Genomic DNA, 20,651 nt, shown 5'->3' with positions numbered 1-20,651 from the left:
TCACATGAGTGTGCTAATTTCAAGGTTAGTTGTAAACAATCATGCGGGAAATCTGCCAGAGCGTGGAAACCATCTTTCAACTGCTGTTAGACGAACTTACAAAGTCCACTCGCGCGTCTGAGCAGAATTGCCGGGATGTAGCAGGACGACTCGCAGCAGAAGTCAACAGAATATGCACAGAAAGCCAGCGGATTCAAGCCTCTGGAGACATAGAAGGTTCTGCCCTAGGTCTCGCCCAGCACCGCTTGCAACAATGCCTCCATTATTACAATTTAGGCTCCGGCCCAGGACGAGTAGAATTACACAGTACCCTCAGCGCGATCGTCTATCGGTACATCACTCCACCCCAGGTGCAGTCTAGCTACCAGGCGCGGATTGAGCTGATCAAAGATTTCTTGCAAGGATTTTATCTCGAAGCTTTAAAAGCATTCCGGCGCGAAACGCAACTGCCACCCACCTACAGCCCCCGCACTCGCTTAGAATTAGCAGAGTACATGGCATTTGTAGAGCGCTTTGGTAAACGGCGTATTCCTTTGCCTCGGAACCGCAGCCAGCAACTAATTATTTTGCGGGCCCAAACCTTTTCCCAGCAGCAGCCCAAAGAAACCTCCGTAGATATGGAACAAGCCGCAGACGGAGGGGCTACAGATTCTGACCAAACCTGGAACGACTCTTCAGTACACTCAGTACGAGAGGCGATGGCCGGACAAGGTGCTAGTGGAATTCGCCCCAACGGCGAGGAGTCAGAGTCTCTGCGACAAAACGTGATTGACGAATTAGTTGCTTACTTGAAAGAGCGCAACCAACAAGAATGTGCAGATTATTTTGTGCTGAGGTTGCAAGATTTGCCAACCCAGGAAATAGAGGCAATTCTGGGCATCACTCCCCGCCAAAGAGACTATTTGCAGCAGCGCTTCAAATACCATTTGCTTCGGTTTGCGATGTCTCACCGCTGGGAACTGGTTCACCAGTGGCTAGAAGCAGACTTAGATCGAAACTTGGGTTTGCTGCCGGCTGAGTGGCAAGCTTTTTCTGAGCAAATTGGCCCAGAGGGACAGCGTTTGCTAAAGTTGAAGCAACAGGGTCTGTCAGATTCAGCGATCGCACAAACCCTCGGCAGCACGGTAGCCCAGGTACAGAAAAGGTGGTTTAAGTTGCTGGAACTGGCCTGGGAATTGCGTAATCGTTCAGATTCCGGAGAAGGGGCATCTAGTGATGAATAACGAAACGAACAGGGATGCAGAGGCTTTCGAGCGCCATTTTTTAGACTGGATATTGCAAGCGCCGGAGAATGCCTTGAGTGAAGATGAGGAAAAATTAACTGGGTCGTTTCCCTCCCAAGAGTGGGACGACACAGGAGAGCATTCCGAAAGGGAATACTGGGAATGGGACGAACCAGACCCACTTGAGTATCAAGTAGGGACCCAAAGCAATGAAACCGCACAACCGCTGACAATGGGAGAAATACCGACCGTGCAAGATCGTTTTCAGACTTTGTTAAAACAGAGGCTAAGAGCCTCCATTGAATCCAACCCGCCGCTGTTTCCTTGGGAAACAGAAATTCAAAGCTACGACCACGACTATCCAGACGATGTAACCCCCCAATGGGTTCCCCCCCTGCACCTCTGGACACCCCAACTCCAAAATATCAGATGGGGACGCCTGCCAATTCCGATCGCCCAAGGGGTATTTGCTCAACTCCTAGAACCCTGTCAGAATCTGGTAATGTCGTCGCTGCGAGAAGGATCGAAATTAGTTCAGGCTGTAGATAGCTTGTTTCCCGACCAATCTCAGGAACTCAACGAATTAGCTGGCTTAGTGCTCAGAGGTGCTGTCCGCGGAGTTGAAGTTTTAGATATAGAGGATTTTCCTAATTACGAAGCCGCAACAGCCGACCAACAAATGCTACTGTCGCTGATGGCCGCGCGGGAAATTCTCGATTCTCTAACTTTGAATTGTCCGGCAAATCAGTCGCCAGTATCACGAGAATGGCTGACTGCATTGGGTTCCCTCACTCTAGAAGCCCAATACCAGTCAAGGATTGACACAGAACATTCGATGACATCTTTGAGAGTTGAGTGTCAATTTCCCGGAGGAGGAAGTTTGGAACTTAAAGGAGAAAATGCACAAGCAAGTGCACAGCGACCAAATTCAGGTAATTTAAGTGTGGAGTTGTTTGACCCGCAACCTGACAAAACCTATGCACTAGAAGTTCGGTTCCAAAACTTCGATGCCAGACCTTTGATGTTTGCGATTCGTCCTACTTTGGCTGTCTAAAATTGCAACTACAAAGGCAAATATTAAATAAATAACTGCGTTTTTGAATAGGATTTTTACCGATGGCAATTTGGTAATCAGCCCCCAAATCAATCGGTATAAACAATCAAAAATAAACCAGGGAAAATCGAAGGGGTGCAAATGACAACTGATAACCTGCGAAAGATACCTTTTTTTGGTAAGCTGTGGGAGCAGATTGAGGCAATGCCTCCGCCGGTGACTGAGGATTCTTTACTGCTGCGAATCCTAGTTCAGTTGTTGGTAATAGTGGGAATTGTGGCTACGGATGTTGCTTCGGAAGAGAATCTCAATCTTTGGGCAGTGCCTGTTAGTATTGTGGGGGCAACTTGGAGTTGGTATCGCCGGCGCGATCGCAATGTAGCAGCTAAATTCTGCATCGCCATTGGTATGCTGGTGGCCCTGTTCGCATTCTTCAGCCGTTTGGTAGGAGAATTGAACGATACAAGGTTAGTTTTAGCCCAACTATTAATTCAAGTTCAAGTGCTGCACAGCTTCGATTTGCCGCGCCGCAAAGATTTAGGCTACTCGATGGTAATCGGGCTGATTTTGTTGGGAGTAGCAGGGACTCTCAGCCAAACCTTGACTTTTGGACCACTGCTGTTACTGTTTTTAGCTTTAGCACTGCCAACTTTGGTTTTGGATTATCGATCGCGCTTGGGACTCTCCCAGCTAGACAAGACTAAGCAAAATGTAGAAAATCAAGATCAAAAAAACAAAAACTGGTCATTATTTGCAGCCACCTTATCTCCAAAATCTTTTGGTTTATTGTTGCTAATAACTGTGGGATTGGGGCTGACTATATTTGCATTTTTACCACGCCTCCCTGGCTATCAATTACGGACTTTTCCGGTGAGTGCTCCCATTGAATATCAGGGGGAGTTTGACTCCCGCAGTATTCTGAATCCCGGCTATGTCAGAGGGGGAAATCAAAAAGGAAGTGGCACAGGAAGGGGGAGAAACCCAGACAAAGGGCCAGGAGAGGTAGATTCTACTTTTTATTACGGTTTCAATCAGCGCATCAATCAAAATTTACGGGGGGAAATGACACCTCAAGTGGTGATGCGGGTGCGATCGCAGGCGGCGGGTTTTTGGCGGGTATTAGGCTTTGACAAATACACCGGTCAGGGCTGGGAAATTTCTCGCAACGAACAAGCTCAAAAGATTAACAGACCAAGGTGGTCCTATCAATTTTATCTGAATCCGTTTCCGAATGCACCCCGGACTCAAGAAGTAATTCAAAGTTATACTATTGTTGCTCAATTGCCGAATTTGATTCCGGTTTTAAACAAGGCTAAGGAGCTTTATTTTCCGACTACGGATGTGGCGATAGATGCGGAGGGCGGATTGCGATCGCCTGTGGAGTTGGCTGAGGGTTTGACTTATACGGTGATTTCTAATGTGCCTTATCGCGATCGGGATTTGTTGGATAAAACTGGTACTGATTACCCGAAAAATATTCGCAAGTTCTATTTAGACGTGCCTCCGAAAATTGCGGCAAAGGTGCGGGAAAAAACCGAGGAAATATTGCTGGCTAGAACCAGAGTATCAAAGTCCGAAAGGGCGATAGACTCTCCCTACGAAAAAGCTTTATATTTGGCTCAATATTTAAAGCAAAATCCGAATTATAAAATTGAAAAAGCCTTGCCTTATTTAGAAGAAAATGAAGATTTAGTCGAGAGTTTTCTGTTTGGTTATCAAAATACCCAGGGCGGCAAAAAGGTAACAGGTGGATATCCAGACCACTTTTCGACGGTGCTGACAATCATGCTGAGGTCGATCGGAATTCCGGCGCGGATGGTGGGGGGATTTGACACGGGGGAATTCAACCCATTTACGGGTTTATATATTGTCAAAAATACCGATGCTTTCTTGATGACGGAGGTATATTTTCCCAATTACGGCTGGTTTGCTTTTAATCCGATTCCCGGTTATCCTCTGATTCCGGCTTCGGTGGAAGATAACCAGACTTTTAGCGCCCTGGAATCATTTTGGAAGTGGGTAGCGGGTTGGCTACCAACACCTCTGAGAAGTGGGTTAGATTCAGTCATAGGTTTTGTAATTGGCTGGATTAGTTTAATGGTGGGCTGGTTTTTGGCGCAGTTGGCGAAGGGCTGGGTGGGGCTGTTTACTGGCTTAATTGCTGCGATCGCCTTTGGCTTCCTAGGCTGGTTAATTTGGCAACTGTGGCGCAAGTGGCGTTACCGTCGTTGGCTGGGGAAATTACCACCTGTGGAGGGGGTTTATCAGGAAATGTTGAAGGATTTGGCTAGTCGCGGATTTGCCAAAACTCGCGCTCAAACGCCTTTGGAGTATGCTGAGGCGATGCGCCAAAATCAGGGAACTGATGAAGCAGATGTGATTGAGGAGGTTTCTCAGGCTTATGTACGCTGGAAGTACGGAGGGGAAATGGGTAATTTGAACCAGTTGCGGCAGTTGGTGGAGAATTTGAGGAAATCTCACTTAAAAAAACTGAAAAAGCGCTGGCTTTAACTTAAACAGTCCTGGACTCAAAAAACCCGGTTTCTTCCAAAAATCGTCGTTTTTTTCCACAAATATTCACGCAGGGTTTCGAATCCGCGGTTCCTGAGCCACCAGGGGTTTTTGACCCCCAATGCGTCCAGGACTGATATCAAATCCTCTCTTCATTGGAATTATTAAACTCTCTCTTCTCTTCCTTCGCGTCCTACCCTACGGGAACGGCTTCGCCGAACGCGCCTTCGCGGTTAAATCATTCCGATACAACCGGAATTGATATGATTCAGTTTTTATTACGAAAAAACGGGTTAACCCTATGAGGTTAACCCGCCAGCTTAGAAACGCGCAGATCAATTAGTTTTGAACTACCAGCTTAACGTTGGCGTTTTGCAAACCACGTTGCTTGACTGCTGCCAAGGTTTTGTTCACTGCGTACTTCTGGTTGATCGAGTTGATCAACTCAGTTTGATTGTGCTTTTTGGCAACGCCCCACAAGTCTGCAATCAAGTCGAAAGAACCGTCGCTATTGCGAGACCAACCCAAGTCATATTCGCCTTCGAGAGTTGCTACGATGTCGGAGCGAACACGTTGGCCGTTGTAGCCGCGAACATCAGCTTCTGACTTGACTGTGATACCCAAGTCGCGTAGGGAAGCTTTCAAGATTTCGGCATCGGTGATTTTGGTACGCAGAGTGCTAAAGTGAGACATTGGATTTCCTCCTAATAGAACTGAGAGAGAAACAACAACGGTCTGGACTTAACGGTGCCGCTGGGCGGCTCTTGAATCGAACTGCTAGCTGTGGCTAGCCTTTGCTCCTGTTTGGACCAGGAGAAAGCTTTTAGAATTCCATGCGCTGGTATTCAGCGACGGAAGACGCAGCGGGCCGTGCGCGCTGTCTCGCCCAATCTCGGAGGGCGCTGACCTGTTCGGTCATAGTTTTAGACAGTGGCATTGTAGATTTAATGGCCGCGATGATATCTAGCTGCGTAAACTCTCTGTCTTGAGCGAAGGCTTCATACATTGCTGCTACTAGCCCTTGCTCAATCTCTGCACCTGAAAAGCCCTCGGAAACGTTGGACAGTTGCTCTAAATCGAAGCGAGAGATGTCCATACGCCGCTTTGACAGGTGAATTTTGAATATATCTTGGCGTTCTTCTTTCGTTGGCAGGTCAACAAAGAAGAGTTCGTCAAATCGGCCTTTCCTTAATAACTCCCCTGGCAATCGGTTGACTCCGTTGGCTGTTGCCATTACGAACACTGGGGAAGTCTTTTCTTGCATCCAAGTGAGAAAGGAACCAAAAACCCGGCTGGATGTACCTCCGTCTGAGTCGGCAGAACCAGGGCCGCCTGCAAACCCTTTTTCCAGTTCGTCAATGAAGAGAATGGCTGGAGATATTAATTCTGCCGTTTTAAGAGCGTTGCGAAGGTTGGCTTCCGATCGACCTACCATTGAGCCGTCGTACACTCTACCCATATCTAGCCGCAGCAGGGGCAGTCCCCACAAACGGGATGTAGTCTTGGCAATTAAGGATTTCCCGCATCCGGGGACACCCATAATCAGCATCCCTTTGGGTTGGGGCAAGCCGTATTCTCTCGCCCTCTCTGTGAAAGCGTTGGAACGCTGTCTCAGCCAATTCTTGAGTGCTTCTGAACCGCCTACAGCCTCAATGGTTTCGTCTTCTTCAATAAACTCTAGAATGCCGTTGCGCCGAATTAGTTGCTTTTTCTCGGACAGAACTATGTCAACTTCATCTTCCGTCAAGCGTCCCTTGCAAACTTGGGCTTTGCGATAAACTTTTTCGGCTTCATCCTTGGTTAATCCCAAGGCTGCTTTCAAGAGTTTTTCTCGCCCTTCTGTGGTAATCCGTCGCGACTTCGTTTGCTCCAACTGGCTAGACAATACTTGGTTTAGTTCCTTCATGTCTGGGAGCGGGAAGTCTAACACTACCACTTCCTTTTCTAGCTCGATCGGAATTTGCTGCAAAGGAGACATCAGTATAATTGTCTTTTGTGTTCCTTTGAAGTTGGCGATCGCATCACGCAACAACCTAGTTACAGCCGCATCATCTTTAAAAGGATGAAGATCCTTGAAAATATAGATACTGGGGTTGCTGTTGGGTTCTCGCTGCCGGATCACCCATTCCAGAGCTGCCTGTGGCGAGAGCGTGTTTTGCTGGGCGTTTGTCCTAGGTTCACCGTACTTTAGCATACCCTGGGTTACAGTCCAGACAAAGACTTGCCGTTGTGGTTTGCCTTGAGCTATTGTCCAAATTGCTTGCTCACACCGCTCTTCCTCGGATGTCACGAGGTAGATCAGAGGATATTGAGCTTGGATTAGAATACTGATCTCTTCTTGCATATTCCTCGACCCACTAGAGACGGTGCTATCTTTGCTAAATCTCAATGCTGCCATTAGCTGAAAACTGACTATTTCAGTTCTAGCCGCTTGCGGCTAGCAAGGCATTCTTAGCAGGGAACTAATTCTTCCTCTCCCGGTAGGGCTGTGCTGGCGCTGACGCCGGACACCTGCTTTACTGGAAGATCCTGCTCAGCCAATACGCTTGGCTGACTTGTTAACGATGCCAGTTCTCCATCTCGCATTACTACTGAACCCGTGCATTCTGGACAAGTGTATACCCGATGGGTTTGTCCGTAGGAGGCTTCTACTTCGTCAACCAGTTCGGAGTTTCCTAGGTAAAAGACAATTGCCCTTTCTGCAATTGATGACATCGGTTCAGATTCTACTGCGGCTTTGATTTTGAGCTGGCGATGCAGTTCAGGTGGAAGATACAGTGTAACTTTTTGCTTTTCTTGCATAGGACTGTGAATTGACTTACCCGGGTATGTATATCAGAATAGCGGCTCCTTTCTTGGCTGTCAAGACTCTATACAGTTTTAACGTCACTTTGTAATATATCGTTACAATATTTCGGTTCTCAAACGACAAACTAGGGTATGTAGCTGATGAGTCTGGGGCGCTGGGAGACGGTGGCAGATATGAGAGCATCACATATATATATTGAGTGGGCCGATCGCCGACTTGCCCATCTTTGCGATCGCCACAGTGGCACTAACGGCTCGGTACCAAAAGTTTCATTGCATCTATCTAAAGGTATCTATATGGCGATTATTGTAACAGAAAACTAGGCTATTTTACTAAACTTCAATCGTCCTTTGGGTTGATGTAATTGACACAGTAAATCGGTTTTAATGAATGGAAACTTAGATTGTAGGAAACAGTTTCAATGCGTAAGTTAAACATAGGTCTATCCGAAGAGCAACGTGCAGGCGTCATCGAACTGTTGAATCACGACCTGTCCGATGCTTATCTGCTGTTAATCAAAACTAAGAAGTACCACTGGGATGTAGTTGGCCCACAGTTTAGATCGCTCCATCAATTGTGGGAAGAACACTATCAGGCGTTAACACTCAATATCGATGCTATGGCGGAACGGGTGAGAACTTTAGGTGGCTATCCAATTGGTACTGCTGAGGGTTTTCTGAAGTATGGTTCGATTAAAGAACATATCGGCGATTTGCCTTTAGCTACGGAAATGGTATCGCGTTTAGTTGATGACCACGAGTTGGTTATTCGCAATCTCCGTGAACACGTCGAACAGTGCAGTGAAGAGTTTAAGGATGATGGAACGGCAGACTTTTTGACTGGTTTGATGGAACAGCACGAACAAATGGCTTGGATGCTGCGGTCTTTTATTGAAGGGGAATCTATTTCGCCCGATGGTAAGCAGCCAAAAGCTAAAACTCCTACAGCTTCTCATGCTTAAAAATTTAGACGTAGAAGCAAGCAGAAATCAGGAATCAGGAAAATATATTTTCTTTTGTTTAACCTGATTCTATAGATGACATCAAAGACCAGGTTTATTGCTAAAATCTGGTTTTTTGATGTTGGTTTATTTGCCGCCTTGATTTACTAAAATATTGAGTCTGATTCGTTCGTATACCTGAGATGGGAGCATTTTATGAATCATGGTTCGGCGGTTGACGGTGGCCATTGTTGTTCCTTCACTTGAGGGCAATTGTTGTTTAAACTCTAACCCAGATGTAGTAAATGGTTTAACTAGAATTTTTCCGATACTTTCCAGAGATAAAATATAAAAATTGTGACGCAAAAGAGTCATGAATAAATCTTCTTTAAAAGCTCGATATAGCCAAAACAATGTACTCAAATGGTTGCCGTTACGGTTGCTTTTTACTGCTAAATTGTAAATATAAAAACTGCTGTTTGACCAGCCATAAATCTTGGCAGGAATTTCAGGATGCCGCTCGTGCACATCTGCCATAATTAGAGAGTGAGATTTTGCCATTGCTGCATAGTTACAAGACATACTGCTGGAAATTTGTCGGTAGCCAACTAAAAATTCTGGTACTACTTTAAATTGATAATGTTCGGCGATGCGGAGAAAAAGTTCCAAGTCTTCGCAGCCTTGGGCATTTTTGGTTTTCAATTGGCGATTGTAACCGCCGACTTTCTCGAAACAAATCCGGCGGATCAGACATGAACTCGCATTACCCATAAAATATTTATAAACTAAAGCTGTGTAAACTTCTCCTTCTACCATAGAGTTGTAAAATCCACCTGTGAGTAAGTCTTGTTCGTTGATATCAAGGGACCACGAATAGACTACTCCTACGGATGGCTCTGATTTCATTAAGCAGTCTAATTGTTTTTCTAGGTTTTGAGGATACCAAATATCGTCGGCATCGATGGGAGCAATATATTCGCCTCTAGATTTTTCAATGGCGAGGTTGCGCGCGACGGCTACGCCTGCATTTGATTGTTCCAATAGGATAACTCGCTTATCTTTTTTGGCGAAAGATTTGATTATGTCTGCGGTGGTGTCTGTAGACCCATCGTTAACAACTAATATTTCTAGGTTTTGATAAGTTTGAGATGATACAGATAAGAGTGTTTTGGCAATAAAATTTTCAGCGTTGTAAGCAGGTATGATGACGGAAATTAAAGGCAAATCTAAATCGTTGTGGGAAATGTTCATATATGGTCTAAACTGGTTTTGGTAAAATTGTGGATCGAAAAGGCTGAGCTAATGGTATGTTAGGAAAGGACTACAGGTCGATCGTACACTGTCGAAAAGCATCTCAAGTATATGTGCTTCTTTATACCTCGAAAGGAGTTCGCCATCGCAATTTGGTGTCTGTCAACACAGTCACAGAAGAGGGTGGAGCGTGCTTGTCATCAGCTTTACACAAATCCATGGTATTTTTAAAGATTTTGTAAAGCTGTTGCTTTTATACTACCAGTGTGCGCCAAATCCGGCGTAAAATACGGGTAGAAATTGGGGAAAAAGCAGCGACAGACCCCAGAAAAAAATGCCGTTGAATAGAAACAAAGATCGGGTTGTTGAGTAAAAAGTAGAGCTAGTACCTAGCTAGCGATTAAATAGACAAGCTGCCTTTATCCTGTGTAAAGTAGCATCTGTAAAATTAACCGAAGTTTTTGCTAGGAAAATTAAAGAAATTAGGTGATGATTTATACTTCTGAACCAACTGTATCCGTGATTATCCCAGTCCACAACGGGGGTGCTTACTTCCGCACCTGTTTGTCAAAACTGGATCGAGCTGTACCGAGACCGATGGAGATTATTGTAGTAGCAGATGGGGACAGCGATGGTTCCTGGCGTTTGGCAAAGGAATTTGGTGCTAAATTAATCAGAATTCCAGAATCCGGTGGCCCTGCGCGGGCAAGGAATTTGGGAGCTCAGGCTGCGAAGGGAGATATTCTATTTTTCGTGGATGCTGATGTGGCTGTTTGTCCCGAAGCTATAGGCTACGCGATTTCGGTGTTCAAAAATAACCCTTATTTAGCTGCGGCAATTGGTTCTTACGACGATGCTCCTGGAGATCCAGGTTTTTTGTCGCAATATAGAAATCTGATGCACCACTACGTCCACCAAACAGGTAATGAAGAAGCTTCGACTTTTTGGGGTGCTTGTGGATTGATCCGCCGGGAAATCTTTTTGCAGATGGGTGGCTTTAATGAAAGTTATCGCCGACCTTCGATCGAAGATATTGAACTAGGCTACCGTTTGAAACAAGCAGGTTACAGAATTAGGTTATGTAAAACATTACAGGTGAAACACTTAAAACGGTGGGAACCTATTTCGTTACTGAGAGCTGATTTTTTCTACCGAGCATTGCCTTGGACTGAGTTGATTTGGCGCGATCGCAAATTGAACAATGACCTCAACTTGCAAGTTTCGAGCCGCCTCAGCATAGTTTTAACTTATGCAATGCTACTCTCATTTTTGGGAACTTGGTGGTCGATCGGCTGTCTGATATTGGCTAGCTTGCTGGCTGTACCGCTGGTAGTAATTAATGCTCCGCTTTACGGCTTTTTTTGGCGGAAACATGGTATGATTTTCGCTCTGAAAACAATTCCTTGGCACTGGCTTTACTACTTTTACAGCGGACTAGGCTTTGCGATCGGCACTGCTCGCCATGTGTTGTCCCAAAAAAAGCCCTTGACTGTCAAGGTTAGCTTGCCAGTATCTGCTCTACCGCTCAAGACTAACTGAAGAAGGTAAATGTTTGAATCGATCGAGCAGGTCTCAGGGTATTCACGGGTGCATCTACTAAGTTCACAAGTTATAACAGCATTAGATAGTCATATAAAAAACTAGAGGTAGGCAAGTGTGAAACATTATCCTGTTGCGATCGTCGGTGCTGGACCTGCCGGTTTGACCGCAGCCTACGAGCTAGTCAAGCAGGGTATCATCCCTGTGGTATTAGAAAAAGGTGATAAAGTTGGGGGAATAGCTCGCACCGAAACTTATAAGGGCTATCGTTTCGACATTGGTGGCCACCGCTTTTATACTAAAGTTGCTGCTGTGCAGCAGTTGTGGCAAGAGGTGCTGGGTAATGATTTTATCAAAGTGCCACGATTGTCCAGAATTTATTATCGAGGTCGTTTTTTTGATTATCCGATAAGTGCCTTCAATACTCTATTTAATTTGGGCATATTTGAAAGTATGCGGATTTTGTTGAGCTATCTGAAAGTGAGAATGCAGCCACTTCCTGAAGAAAAAACTTTTGAACAGTGGGTGATTAATCGTTTTGGAGAACGACTATACAAAACATTTTTCAAAACTTACACTGAAAAAGTTTGGGGAATTCCCTGTTCGGAAATTCAAGCAGATTGGGCTGCACAGCGAATTAAAGGATTGTCATTGAAGACAGCAATTATTAATGCTTTGTTTGGTAGCAATGATACTAAAACATTAATTAAAGAGTTTGATTATCCGGCTTTGGGGCCGGGGATGATGTGGGAAAAGTTCGCGGAAGCTGTGGAAAATAAAGAGGGTAAAGTTTACCTGGATACTAAAGTCATTAGCTTGCAGCGTGAAGGAAATAAAATTAAAAGTATTACTGCTGAACATAATGGCGAGTTAGTGCAATTTTCGGCGGATAATTTTGTGACGAGTATGCCGATATCGGCGCTGGTAGCCAGAATGGAGCCGCCGCCGCCACCAGAGGTTTTGCACGCGGCGCGATCGCTCAAATATCGAGATTTTTTGATTGTATCGCTGATTGTCGATCGCAAGGATTTGTTTCCCGACAACTGGATTTATATTCACTCTCCCGAAGTTAAGGTGGGGCGAATTCAAAATTTCAAGAATTGGAGTGCTGCTTTAGTTCCAGACGCTAGCAAAAGTTGTTTGGGAATGGAATATTTCTGTAGTGTAGGTGACGAGATTTGGGAAATGTCGGACGCGGAACTTGTGGAATTGGCAAGTCGCGAGTTGGTTGGTTTGGGTTTAGCAAAATCTGCGGATGTTGAGGATGGAGTTGTGATCAGGCAACTCAAAGCTTATCCAGTTTATGATGGCGAATATCGGGGACACTTGCAGGTTCTGGAAGGTTTTTTGAAGGGAATTGAGAATTTGCAGACGATCGGGCGCAATGGTATGCACCGATACAACAATCAAGACCATTCTATGCTAACGGGGATATTGGCGGTGAGAAATATTCTGGGGGAAAAGCACGATTTGTGGGATGTGAATACTGAACGCTCGTACTATGAAGATTTTTCAGTCGATCGCTCGAAGGAAAAAAAGGATTCGGATTTGATTTCGCAGTCTAGTTGAGATTTGGTAATGGTGACTGCGGAGGCGATCGCTCATTTTTGGTGTAGGGGCGATCGCTCAACTATCATCACCCAAACATAATCTAAACTTGCGTTCGCTATCAAAGAGCGCATCACGATTCAGCAGCCCATGGAGATTGAAGAATTAGGGTTGATTGGTGTGATGTTTAGCTATTTTGAATTGTGGGAGACATGGCTATATTTTGTGCTTGTGTCTGCATGAATTCAATATCCGATCGCGACCAAGTGCGTGGCCCGCTGCACTGATGAGCAATTAACAGTCCCCAAAGCCCCTTCGCCGTTAAAATTGGCACTGCTAAATTAGCGCGCACCTTCAGGCTACGCAGAAAATCTCGGTGACATTCGTGAATTGGTTCTAGTTCAATATCTGTAATTCCTCTGACTCTACCCCCTTGGTACAAAGTAGCATATTCGCCGTTAAAACAGTCACTAGGCCCGGTGGAACCTAAAATTGACAGTTCGATCGCACTTAACATCTCGCAGGTAACTTGACCATGCCACTGTCTGTAAAAATAGTAGAGTACGGCGCGATCGCTTTGTAAGACTTCTCGAATTTCGTATAGGGATTTTTCAACTAATACATCGCGCTTGAGACGAACTGTCAAGCTATCAACAATTTTTTGCAGGCGATCGACAGACATGGTATCAATGGTTTAGACAAGTACAATTACAGGATAGCGTACCTAAATTTTGCTGCGATCGCGCTCGGCTGTATAGTGATGGGGATTTGGTGATAAATTTTAGTGTAAATTTCGTAAATAACCTTTCCTCAAGCTTGTTTAACTTGAAGAAATACAACTTCTGTAAACTTAATAACTACACCCCTAAGTTAGACTTGGCTATAAATTTTGATGCCATTTTTTATCAAAAAAATGATGAAAATTGAGGCGATTTATTGAAAAATTTAAAATAGTGATATTACTTCTGTTATTGCTTTGCTCCAGGTTACTTAGTGATGCTTATTTTACGGTACAAATACTTAAATCCGTCCGGTGGCGATCGCCAGACCATGCCTGGTGAATTCTGAGTATTGAGGTGTCAGACCTCTCACACAAGTCCAGGGAGTTCCCTTCCCTAGGTGAGAGTAATTACGGTATGGTCCAGAAAAAAGTGAGAGAGTTAACCAGCCAAGTACAGTCCTCTAGTATAATCTTTGATAGAGTCAAAAGGAAGATTAAATAAAGTTAAGACAATTGGTAGTGTGGCTTATAATCAAAAAAATCGGAGATTTTGGGTCTAGTGTTACCGCATAAGTTTATGATGCCAAAATCCTGACAATTACCCCGACTACCAGAGCCGTCAGCATCTATTGGTGGCGGCCAAATATCTGAACCTTTACGATGTCGCGGTTTTGTAACCAATATCACTCCTATGCCCCCTGATGTTTATTCCCTCCCTCAATCAGGTAATTAACCGCAATCCCCTCATTGTAACGCCTCAGACACCCATAGAAGAGGCGATCGAACTGATGAGTCGCACAGGGGCGAGTTACGTGCTAGTGCTAGAACAGCACGGGAATTTTCAACGAGAAACTTGGACAGACCCGAATGCAGCACCAGCAAGGAAAAATTTAGGTTTTTACGATACCGTACCGCGTCCGGTACACTCAGATTTAAATGGGCGGAGTCTCAACAGCTCAAAACCAAGCTATCCGGCTGATGGCCCCGTGCTGGGTATCATCACAGAACGAGATATTGTACAGCTAAATTCGATCGGGGCGTCTTTGAAAGGATTTGCGATCGAACAAATTATGATCAGAACGGTAACTGTAGCCAGAGAATCGCAAATTACCGACATTTTTGCCTTGGGAAGTCTGCTGGAAAAAAACCAAATAGGCCACTTGCCCATCGTCAGCGAAGTTGACGAACTTGTCGGTATCATTAGCACTCAAAGCTTGCTACAAATGTTACAGGATGCTGGGAACTCGAAAAAAAAAGCAGTTAGTAGCGTTTCCTCACCTCAAACGGTATTGACACCCCCTCCGCCAGCGCCAAGTTTGCATCCGAAATTAGAGTTGCCAGCTAACTCAATCAAACTTTATCAAATCCCTCGCATCGCTGCCTCCCGGATTATTCATGCTCCGGCTAGTGCTTCAGTTCGTTACTTGGCGCAACTGATGTTCAGAAACAATGTTAACTATGTATTGATCACCGAAACCGCTGAACAAAATGCGACGGGGACGACTCAGAATTCAAAATTTACCAACAACAAGCTGCTTGGGGTGGTCAGTACCCGCGATATTGTGCTGTTGCAAGCACTGGGAATAGACTCTAACCAAACTAAAGCGGGAACGGTTTGCAGCAGCCCGCCAGCCCTGATACGGCCTTACCAAACTCTGGAAACAGCCATCGGTCTTTTGCAAAAAACCTACTGCCAACTGCCTTTATTAGTTGTCAACGAAAATAGTCACCCGATCGGTATTGTTAATCCTAAAACCATCCTATTGCAAGCCCTGGATTCAAAATCTCTCTATTCGGGTTTAATCGCTTTGCAGCGCCAGCTAGAATCTACCAGCACCCAATATAAAAAACTATCTGCACAAATAAAAATGGCGGCGGTGCATCGCCAAGAAATTGAACAAATCTCTCAAAAAAGTTCCGACCTAGCAAATCTGGCGCTTCAAATCAACAATCAAGGGATTTGGAATTGGAATATTGAAACTGATGATTGTTTTTATTCCGATCGCTGGAAAGAAATGCTGGGTTACTCTGAGAGTGAAATCGACCACCGAAGTTCCGAATGGTGGAGCCGAATTCACGCCGAAGATCTGGATTTAGTCAAAGCAGTTGTAGAAGATCACCTAGCAGGAAAAACAGCGGAGTTTGTAACAGAATACCGGATGCAATCCAAAGACGGTAGCATTATTTGGGTGCTCAACCGGGGTCAAGTTTTGCGAAATGCTGAGGGAAAACCACTGCGGATGGTCGGAACTCATACAGATATTACTCAAAAGAAGGAGTTAGAGGTAAAACTCCGCGAAAGCGAGCAGCAGCAATCAGAAATATTTGACTCTCTGAAAGCAACTGTAATTTTTCAGATGGATGTGCGAGGGGTTTGGACATTTCTGAGCCGTGCTTGGACGGACATGACTGGTTATTCAGTGGCAGAAAGTTTACAAACTCATTTTTTAGATTGGATACACATCAATGAGCGACAGCAGTGTGCCAAATTATTCGATTCTTTGGTGGCGCGCAAGTCAGAATTTCATCGGCGCGAAGTGCAATTTTTGAAAAGGTATCCTATCGGTTTTGATGAGTTAGACAATAAAAGTTGTTCCGGCTTTATTTCAGTGGAAATATTTGCCCAGGCGAGACTGAATTCCGAAGGTGAAATTGTTGGAATTTTGGGGACTTTGCATGATGTCAGCCGCCGTGTCGAAGGGGTTGAGGAACTGCGGGAAAGTGAAAGGGCAATTCGAGCGCTCTACGAGGTAATGGTGAGCTCTCAAGGCTCCTTTGATGAGCGCACGGCGAGGCTGCTGGCAATGGGTTGCAGTCAGTTTGGCATGGATATTGGGCTGTTGGGACGGGTTTTGGGCGATCGCTACGAAGTGATGGCGGCTTATTTACCAGAAGATTTTCCCTTCGGATTTGCTAAAGGAGACGGTTTTGCTTTAAGTAGAACTTTTGAACGAGAAGTGTTGCGATCGTCAGAACCTATTTCCATCGAATCCGCGGGTACTACTCAGTGGCGACACCACCCGGCTTACACAGTGCGTCGGCTGGAGGCATTTATGGGTACGCGGGTAATGGTAGGCGGCCGAGTTTTTGGCACCTTGAGCTTTACATCCCGCACCGCTAAACCTCCTATAAAACCCCTCAATTTAGAAATCTTAAAGTTGATGGGGAATTACATCGGCTCGGAAATTGCTCGCGAGGAACGAGAGCTAACTTTGCAGCGACAATACCAGCGGGTTTTGTTGCTCAAACAAATCACTCAAAAAGTGCGATCGACCTTAGATACCCAAGAAATTGTCCAAACAACCGCCACCCAAATCGGCCGCGTATTTGGTGTCAATCGCTGTACAATTCACACCTATCTAGTCGAACCCTATCCCCACCTTCCTTGCGTCGCAGAATACTTAGAACCAGCCTACGAATCAGCTTTAGATTTAGAACTCTCTGTAACTTACAACCCCTATACCGAAAAACTACTTTCGGAAGATGTAGCCCTAGCATCTCCCGATGTGTTTGCCGATCCTTTGCTCGAATCCTCAGTACCCATGTGTCGCCGCATCGGACTGAAATCGATGTTAGCAGTTCGCACTTCCTATCAAAACAAACCCAACGGAATTATTACTTTGCACCAGTGCGATGCAACTCGTCAATGGAATCCAGACGAAATAGAACTTTTAGAAGATGTTGCCGCTCAAGTCGGCATTACTTTAGCTCAAGCAAAGCTTTTAGAAACAGAAGTTGAGCGACAGCAGCAACTGGCAGAGCAAAATGAAGCTTTAGATCAAGCCCGACAAGCAGCGGAAGTTGCTAACCAAGCCAAGAGCGAATTTTTAGCTACCATGAGTCACGAAATCCGCACTCCCATGAATGCAGTAATTGGCATGACTGGTTTGCTGCTAGACATGGCGCTGACTCCTGAACAGCGGGATTTTGTCGAAACGATTCGCAGTAGTGGCGATGCTTTACTGACTATTATTAACGACATCCTCGATTTTTCCAAAATAGAATCGGGTAAATTAGATTTAGAAAAACATCCTTTTGAATTACAAAACTGTATAGAAGAATCTCTAGAATTGCTCGCCCCGAAAGCTTCGGAAAAAGGCTTAGAATTAGCTTACTTGATCGACTCTTCAGTTCCTAAAAAGATTTTAGGCGATGTCACGAGACTGCGCCAAATCTTAGTGAATTTGTTAGGTAATGCCGTTAAATTTACCGAATCAGGAGAAATAGTAGTACGTTGTACCGCTAGAGAAATTCATCCCTGTGCTGCGGGAAATTCGCCCTTAGATGAAAAGAGTTTAGAACAAGAACAGTTCGTAATTAACCCGGAAGACTTAACAGTTAATAAACAATACGAAATTCAATTCGCTGTCCAAGATACGGGAATAGGCATTCCACCAGACCGGATGGATCGGCTGTTTAAAGCTTTTTCACAAGTCGATGCTTCAACTACTCGACAATACGGGGGTACTGGTTTGGGACTGGCAATCAGTCAGCGCCTTAGCGATATGATGTCTGGTAAAATGTGGGTTTTTAGTCAGGTATCTAGGCCAAATAGTAATTTCCAAACATCACTGCCTGAGTTGAGAAAAAGTGTGGTGGGACAAGCGCCTGCGGAATTTGTAGAGCCGTCGATATCGGGAACCGGCTCCATTTTTTATTTTACGCTGATGGCGGAAGCGATCGAAGGTAGTGCGGAGGAAAAACAGCCGGATTTTGTGATAGGGAAACGTCTGTTAATTGTGGAAAATCATGAAATTAATCGGCAAGTTTTGATTGCCCAGGCTGAGTCTTGGGGCATGATACCCGTGACGGCAAATTCTGCCGCTGAGGCGTTGGAAATAATTCAACACAATTCCGAGATAGATTTGGCTATTTTGGCAATGAATTTATCAGATATGGATGGTGTTGCCTTGGCTGTGGAAATTCGGAAACTTGAAATGCACAATTTTTTGGCCGACAGTGAAGGCCTAGATAGGAATGGGATAAATATTCAAAGTAATCACAAAACTCCACTGCCTTTGGTGCTATTTACTTATTTGAGTAAGGCGGAAGTTTGGAAAAAACTTGAAACTACAGAAGTGCATTTTGCAGCTTTTTTAACTAAGCCTCTGAAACAGTCTCAGTTTTATAATGTTTTGGTGCAAGTTTTTGGCTATGTTACTGCCAGAAATAGCCGGGGGGATGTTTCAAGTGTGGCGACTTTGACTTCAAGATTGCAGTATTTTGAAAATTCCCAGACACAACAGCGCGTGCAGCCAACTCCTGTGGTGTTGAGACAGGGGGCGATTTCCTCCCCGGATGGAGACAAGAGAGCTCCGATTCGGATTTTGCTGGCAGAGGATAATGTGGTGAATCAAAAAGTAGCGATACATTTGCTCGATAGGATAGGATATCGGGCTGATATTGCTGGTAATGGGTTGCAGGTTTTGGAGATTCTGAAGCGACAATCTTACGATGTTGTGCTCATGGATGTGCAGATGCCGGAAATGGACGGATTGGAAGCGACGCGCCATATCTGTCGGGAATTTCCGGCTCACAAAAAGCCGAGAATTATTGCCATGACTGCTAATGCGATGCAGGGCGATCGCGAAAAATGTATGGCAGCGGGGATGGATGATTATATTACTAAACCTGTCCGTCGGGAAGAGTTGGCGATCGCCCTGAGTAAATGTCAACCTTTCAATCTGGATGGAGTGACTGGGGTTAATGATTCCCAAAATGGCACTGTTCCTAGCAAATCAGAAAGGGGCTATGGGACTGGTTCTTCTATTGTTAAAACAGAAAATGTTTCGCCGATAGATTTTCAAATTTTACAAAATCTCAGCGAACTAGATGATGATGATGACCCCAACTTTTTGGCAGATTTAATTAATATCTATTTGTTAGATGTACCGCGACATTTAGAAGCAATGAAAGAGGCGATTTTTCGTGGCGATGCTGACAGTTTGAAGCTGGCTTCTCACACTCTAAAATCCAGTAGCGCTAATTTGGGAGCGGTGTCTTTTTCGGAAGTTTGTAAGGAGTTGGAGTCTATTAGTCGTGCGGCGGTTGAGTCGGGAGGGAGCCAGACTTTTGATGTTGGAATAGCCAGCGATTGGCTGTTTGAAGCGGAAGTGGAGTGGGAAAAGGTGCGCGTGGCTTTTGAACGGGAGTTGGAGAGGCGGAAATTGCGATCGCCCATTGGGTAATTGATTATTAGTAATTGGTTATTTGTTAAAGAACCAATTACCAATAACAAATAACAAATAACAAATAACCAATATAACTATTTAACTTTCACCTAAATATGCTTTGCGGACAGTTTCATTTGACTGCAAATCGCTAGCAGTACCGGCGACTACAACTTGACCTGTTTGAATAACATAACCGCGATGAGCTACACTTAAAGCCATACGGGCGTTTTGTTCTACGAGTAAAATAGTTGTACCTTGAGCATTAATATCGCGGACGATCGCAAAAATTTGACTAACTAACATCGGTGCGAGTCCCATACTCGGCTCATCCAATAATAACAGACGGGGGCGGGACATCAAAGCGCGACCGATCGCCAACATTTGCTGTTCACCACCGCTAAGAGTACCGCCTTTTTGACTAATTCTTTCTCGCAAACGGGGAAATAAATTTAATGCTTTTTCCATGTCTGATTTAATACCGAGAGTATCATTACGGAGATAAGCACCCATTTCTAGGTTTTCTTGTACTGTCATGCGCGGGAAAATCAGCCGCCCTTCGGGACTTTGAGAAATACCCAAACGGACGATCGCCTCTGTAGACAGCGATTCCAAAGGCTTCCCTTCAAATAACACAGTACCTTGGCGTGGACGCAGCAGCCCTTGAATCGTGCGGAGAGTTGTAGTTTTCCCAGCCCCATTGCTACCGATTAATGTCACAACTTCTCCCTGAGAGACTGTTAGCGATACTCCTTTGAGGGCGTGAATATTTCCGTAGTAGGTGTGAATGTCTTTGATTTCCAACATAATTACTCTTTCTGCTTTGTCCTTCGTTATATTATCTGAGTTTGAAGTTAAATAAAAAGTTGAGGAACGAGCTCAAAT

At 44.9% G+C, this 20,651-nt stretch carries 14 protein-coding genes; 8 read left to right on the top strand and 6 right to left on the bottom strand.

From position 1 onward, the window contains the following. Window positions 1-41: 41 nt before the first annotated feature. From hetZ to P2A85_RS12920, 3 genes are all read left to right on the top strand, one after another. On the top strand, window positions 42-1,223 hold the full coding sequence (gene hetZ, locus P2A85_RS12930; protein ID WP_341735625.1) for a heterocyst differentiation protein HetZ: 1,182 nt from the start codon (window positions 42-44) through the stop codon (window positions 1,221-1,223). Next, window positions 1,216-2,277 (top strand): hypothetical protein, encoded by a 1,062-nt coding sequence (locus P2A85_RS12925; RefSeq protein ID WP_377480594.1) that lies wholly within the window; start codon window positions 1,216-1,218, stop codon window positions 2,275-2,277. The genes hetZ and P2A85_RS12925 overlap by 8 nt, the downstream gene beginning before the upstream one ends. Window positions 2,278-2,418: 141 nt before the next feature. Next, window positions 2,419-4,788: a transglutaminaseTgpA domain-containing protein gene (locus P2A85_RS12920; RefSeq protein WP_377480590.1), complete on the top strand. Its 2,370-nt coding sequence runs from the start codon at window positions 2,419-2,421 to the stop codon at window positions 4,786-4,788. Between the two features lie 339 nt (window positions 4,789-5,127). Here P2A85_RS12920 and P2A85_RS12915 read toward each other — a convergent pair whose 3' ends face one another. The 3 genes from P2A85_RS12915 to P2A85_RS12905 form a co-directional block, all read right to left on the bottom strand. Next, on the bottom strand, window positions 5,128-5,481 hold the full coding sequence (locus tag P2A85_RS12915; protein ID WP_341733643.1) for a DUF1257 domain-containing protein: 354 nt from the start codon (window positions 5,479-5,481) through the stop codon (window positions 5,128-5,130). A 130-nt stretch (window positions 5,482-5,611) separates the two neighbouring features. Continuing rightward, window positions 5,612-7,132, bottom strand: a complete 1,521-nt coding sequence (locus P2A85_RS12910; protein ID WP_377481473.1) for an AAA family ATPase — start codon at window positions 7,130-7,132, stop codon at window positions 5,612-5,614. A 107-nt stretch (window positions 7,133-7,239) separates the two neighbouring features. Next, the gene (locus tag P2A85_RS12905) at window positions 7,240-7,590 is read right to left on the bottom strand and encodes a hypothetical protein (RefSeq protein WP_340520023.1); all 351 of its coding nucleotides are present in this window, start codon (window positions 7,588-7,590) and stop codon (window positions 7,240-7,242) included. Between the two features lie 147 nt (window positions 7,591-7,737). Here P2A85_RS12905 and P2A85_RS12900 point away from each other — a divergent pair, with 147 nt between their 5' ends. Beyond that, a complete protein-coding gene (locus P2A85_RS12900) occupies window positions 7,738-7,920 on the top strand; it encodes a hypothetical protein (RefSeq protein ID WP_377480588.1) in 183 nt (60 codons plus the stop codon). Window positions 7,921-8,018: 98 nt separating this feature from the next. Then, on the top strand, window positions 8,019-8,558 hold the full coding sequence (locus P2A85_RS12895) for a Dps family protein (RefSeq protein ID WP_340520025.1): 540 nt from the start codon (window positions 8,019-8,021) through the stop codon (window positions 8,556-8,558). Between the two features lie 126 nt (window positions 8,559-8,684). Here P2A85_RS12895 and P2A85_RS12890 read toward each other — a convergent pair whose 3' ends face one another. Next, the gene (locus P2A85_RS12890) at window positions 8,685-9,788 is read right to left on the bottom strand and encodes a glycosyltransferase family 2 protein (RefSeq protein WP_377480585.1); all 1,104 of its coding nucleotides are present in this window, start codon (window positions 9,786-9,788) and stop codon (window positions 8,685-8,687) included. A 489-nt stretch (window positions 9,789-10,277) separates the two neighbouring features. On the opposite strand from P2A85_RS12890, the gene P2A85_RS12885 reads away from it, so the two are divergent. Both P2A85_RS12885 and P2A85_RS12880 read left to right on the top strand, forming a co-directional pair. Continuing rightward, entirely contained in the window at window positions 10,278-11,327 is a 1,050-nt protein-coding gene (locus tag P2A85_RS12885) for a glycosyltransferase family 2 protein (RefSeq protein WP_377480582.1), read from the top strand. Between the two features lie 117 nt (window positions 11,328-11,444). Further along, window positions 11,445-12,896: an NAD(P)/FAD-dependent oxidoreductase gene (locus P2A85_RS12880; RefSeq protein WP_377480578.1), complete on the top strand. Its 1,452-nt coding sequence runs from the start codon at window positions 11,445-11,447 to the stop codon at window positions 12,894-12,896. A gap of 166 nt (window positions 12,897-13,062) precedes the next feature. On the opposite strand, the gene P2A85_RS12875 is transcribed toward P2A85_RS12880, so the two are convergent. Then, window positions 13,063-13,557 (bottom strand): GAF domain-containing protein, encoded by a 495-nt coding sequence (locus tag P2A85_RS12875; RefSeq protein WP_340522990.1) that lies wholly within the window; start codon window positions 13,555-13,557, stop codon window positions 13,063-13,065. Window positions 13,558-14,297: 740 nt separating this feature from the next. On the opposite strand from P2A85_RS12875, the gene P2A85_RS12870 reads away from it, so the two are divergent. Continuing rightward, on the top strand, window positions 14,298-19,784 hold the full coding sequence (locus P2A85_RS12870; RefSeq protein ID WP_377480575.1) for a response regulator: 5,487 nt from the start codon (window positions 14,298-14,300) through the stop codon (window positions 19,782-19,784). 81 nt (window positions 19,785-19,865) lie between these two features. On the opposite strand, the gene P2A85_RS12865 is transcribed toward P2A85_RS12870, so the two are convergent. Then, the gene (locus P2A85_RS12865) at window positions 19,866-20,573 is read right to left on the bottom strand and encodes an ABC transporter ATP-binding protein (RefSeq protein WP_340522994.1); all 708 of its coding nucleotides are present in this window, start codon (window positions 20,571-20,573) and stop codon (window positions 19,866-19,868) included. Window positions 20,574-20,651 lie beyond the last annotated feature (78 nt).

The organism is Microcoleus anatoxicus (assembly GCF_042465725.1).
GTDB lineage: Bacteria > Cyanobacteriota > Cyanobacteriia > Cyanobacteriales > Microcoleaceae > Microcoleus > Microcoleus anatoxicus.
Note: the sequence above shows the minus strand (reverse complement) of the source record. Positions and strands in the feature narration are given on the sequence as shown.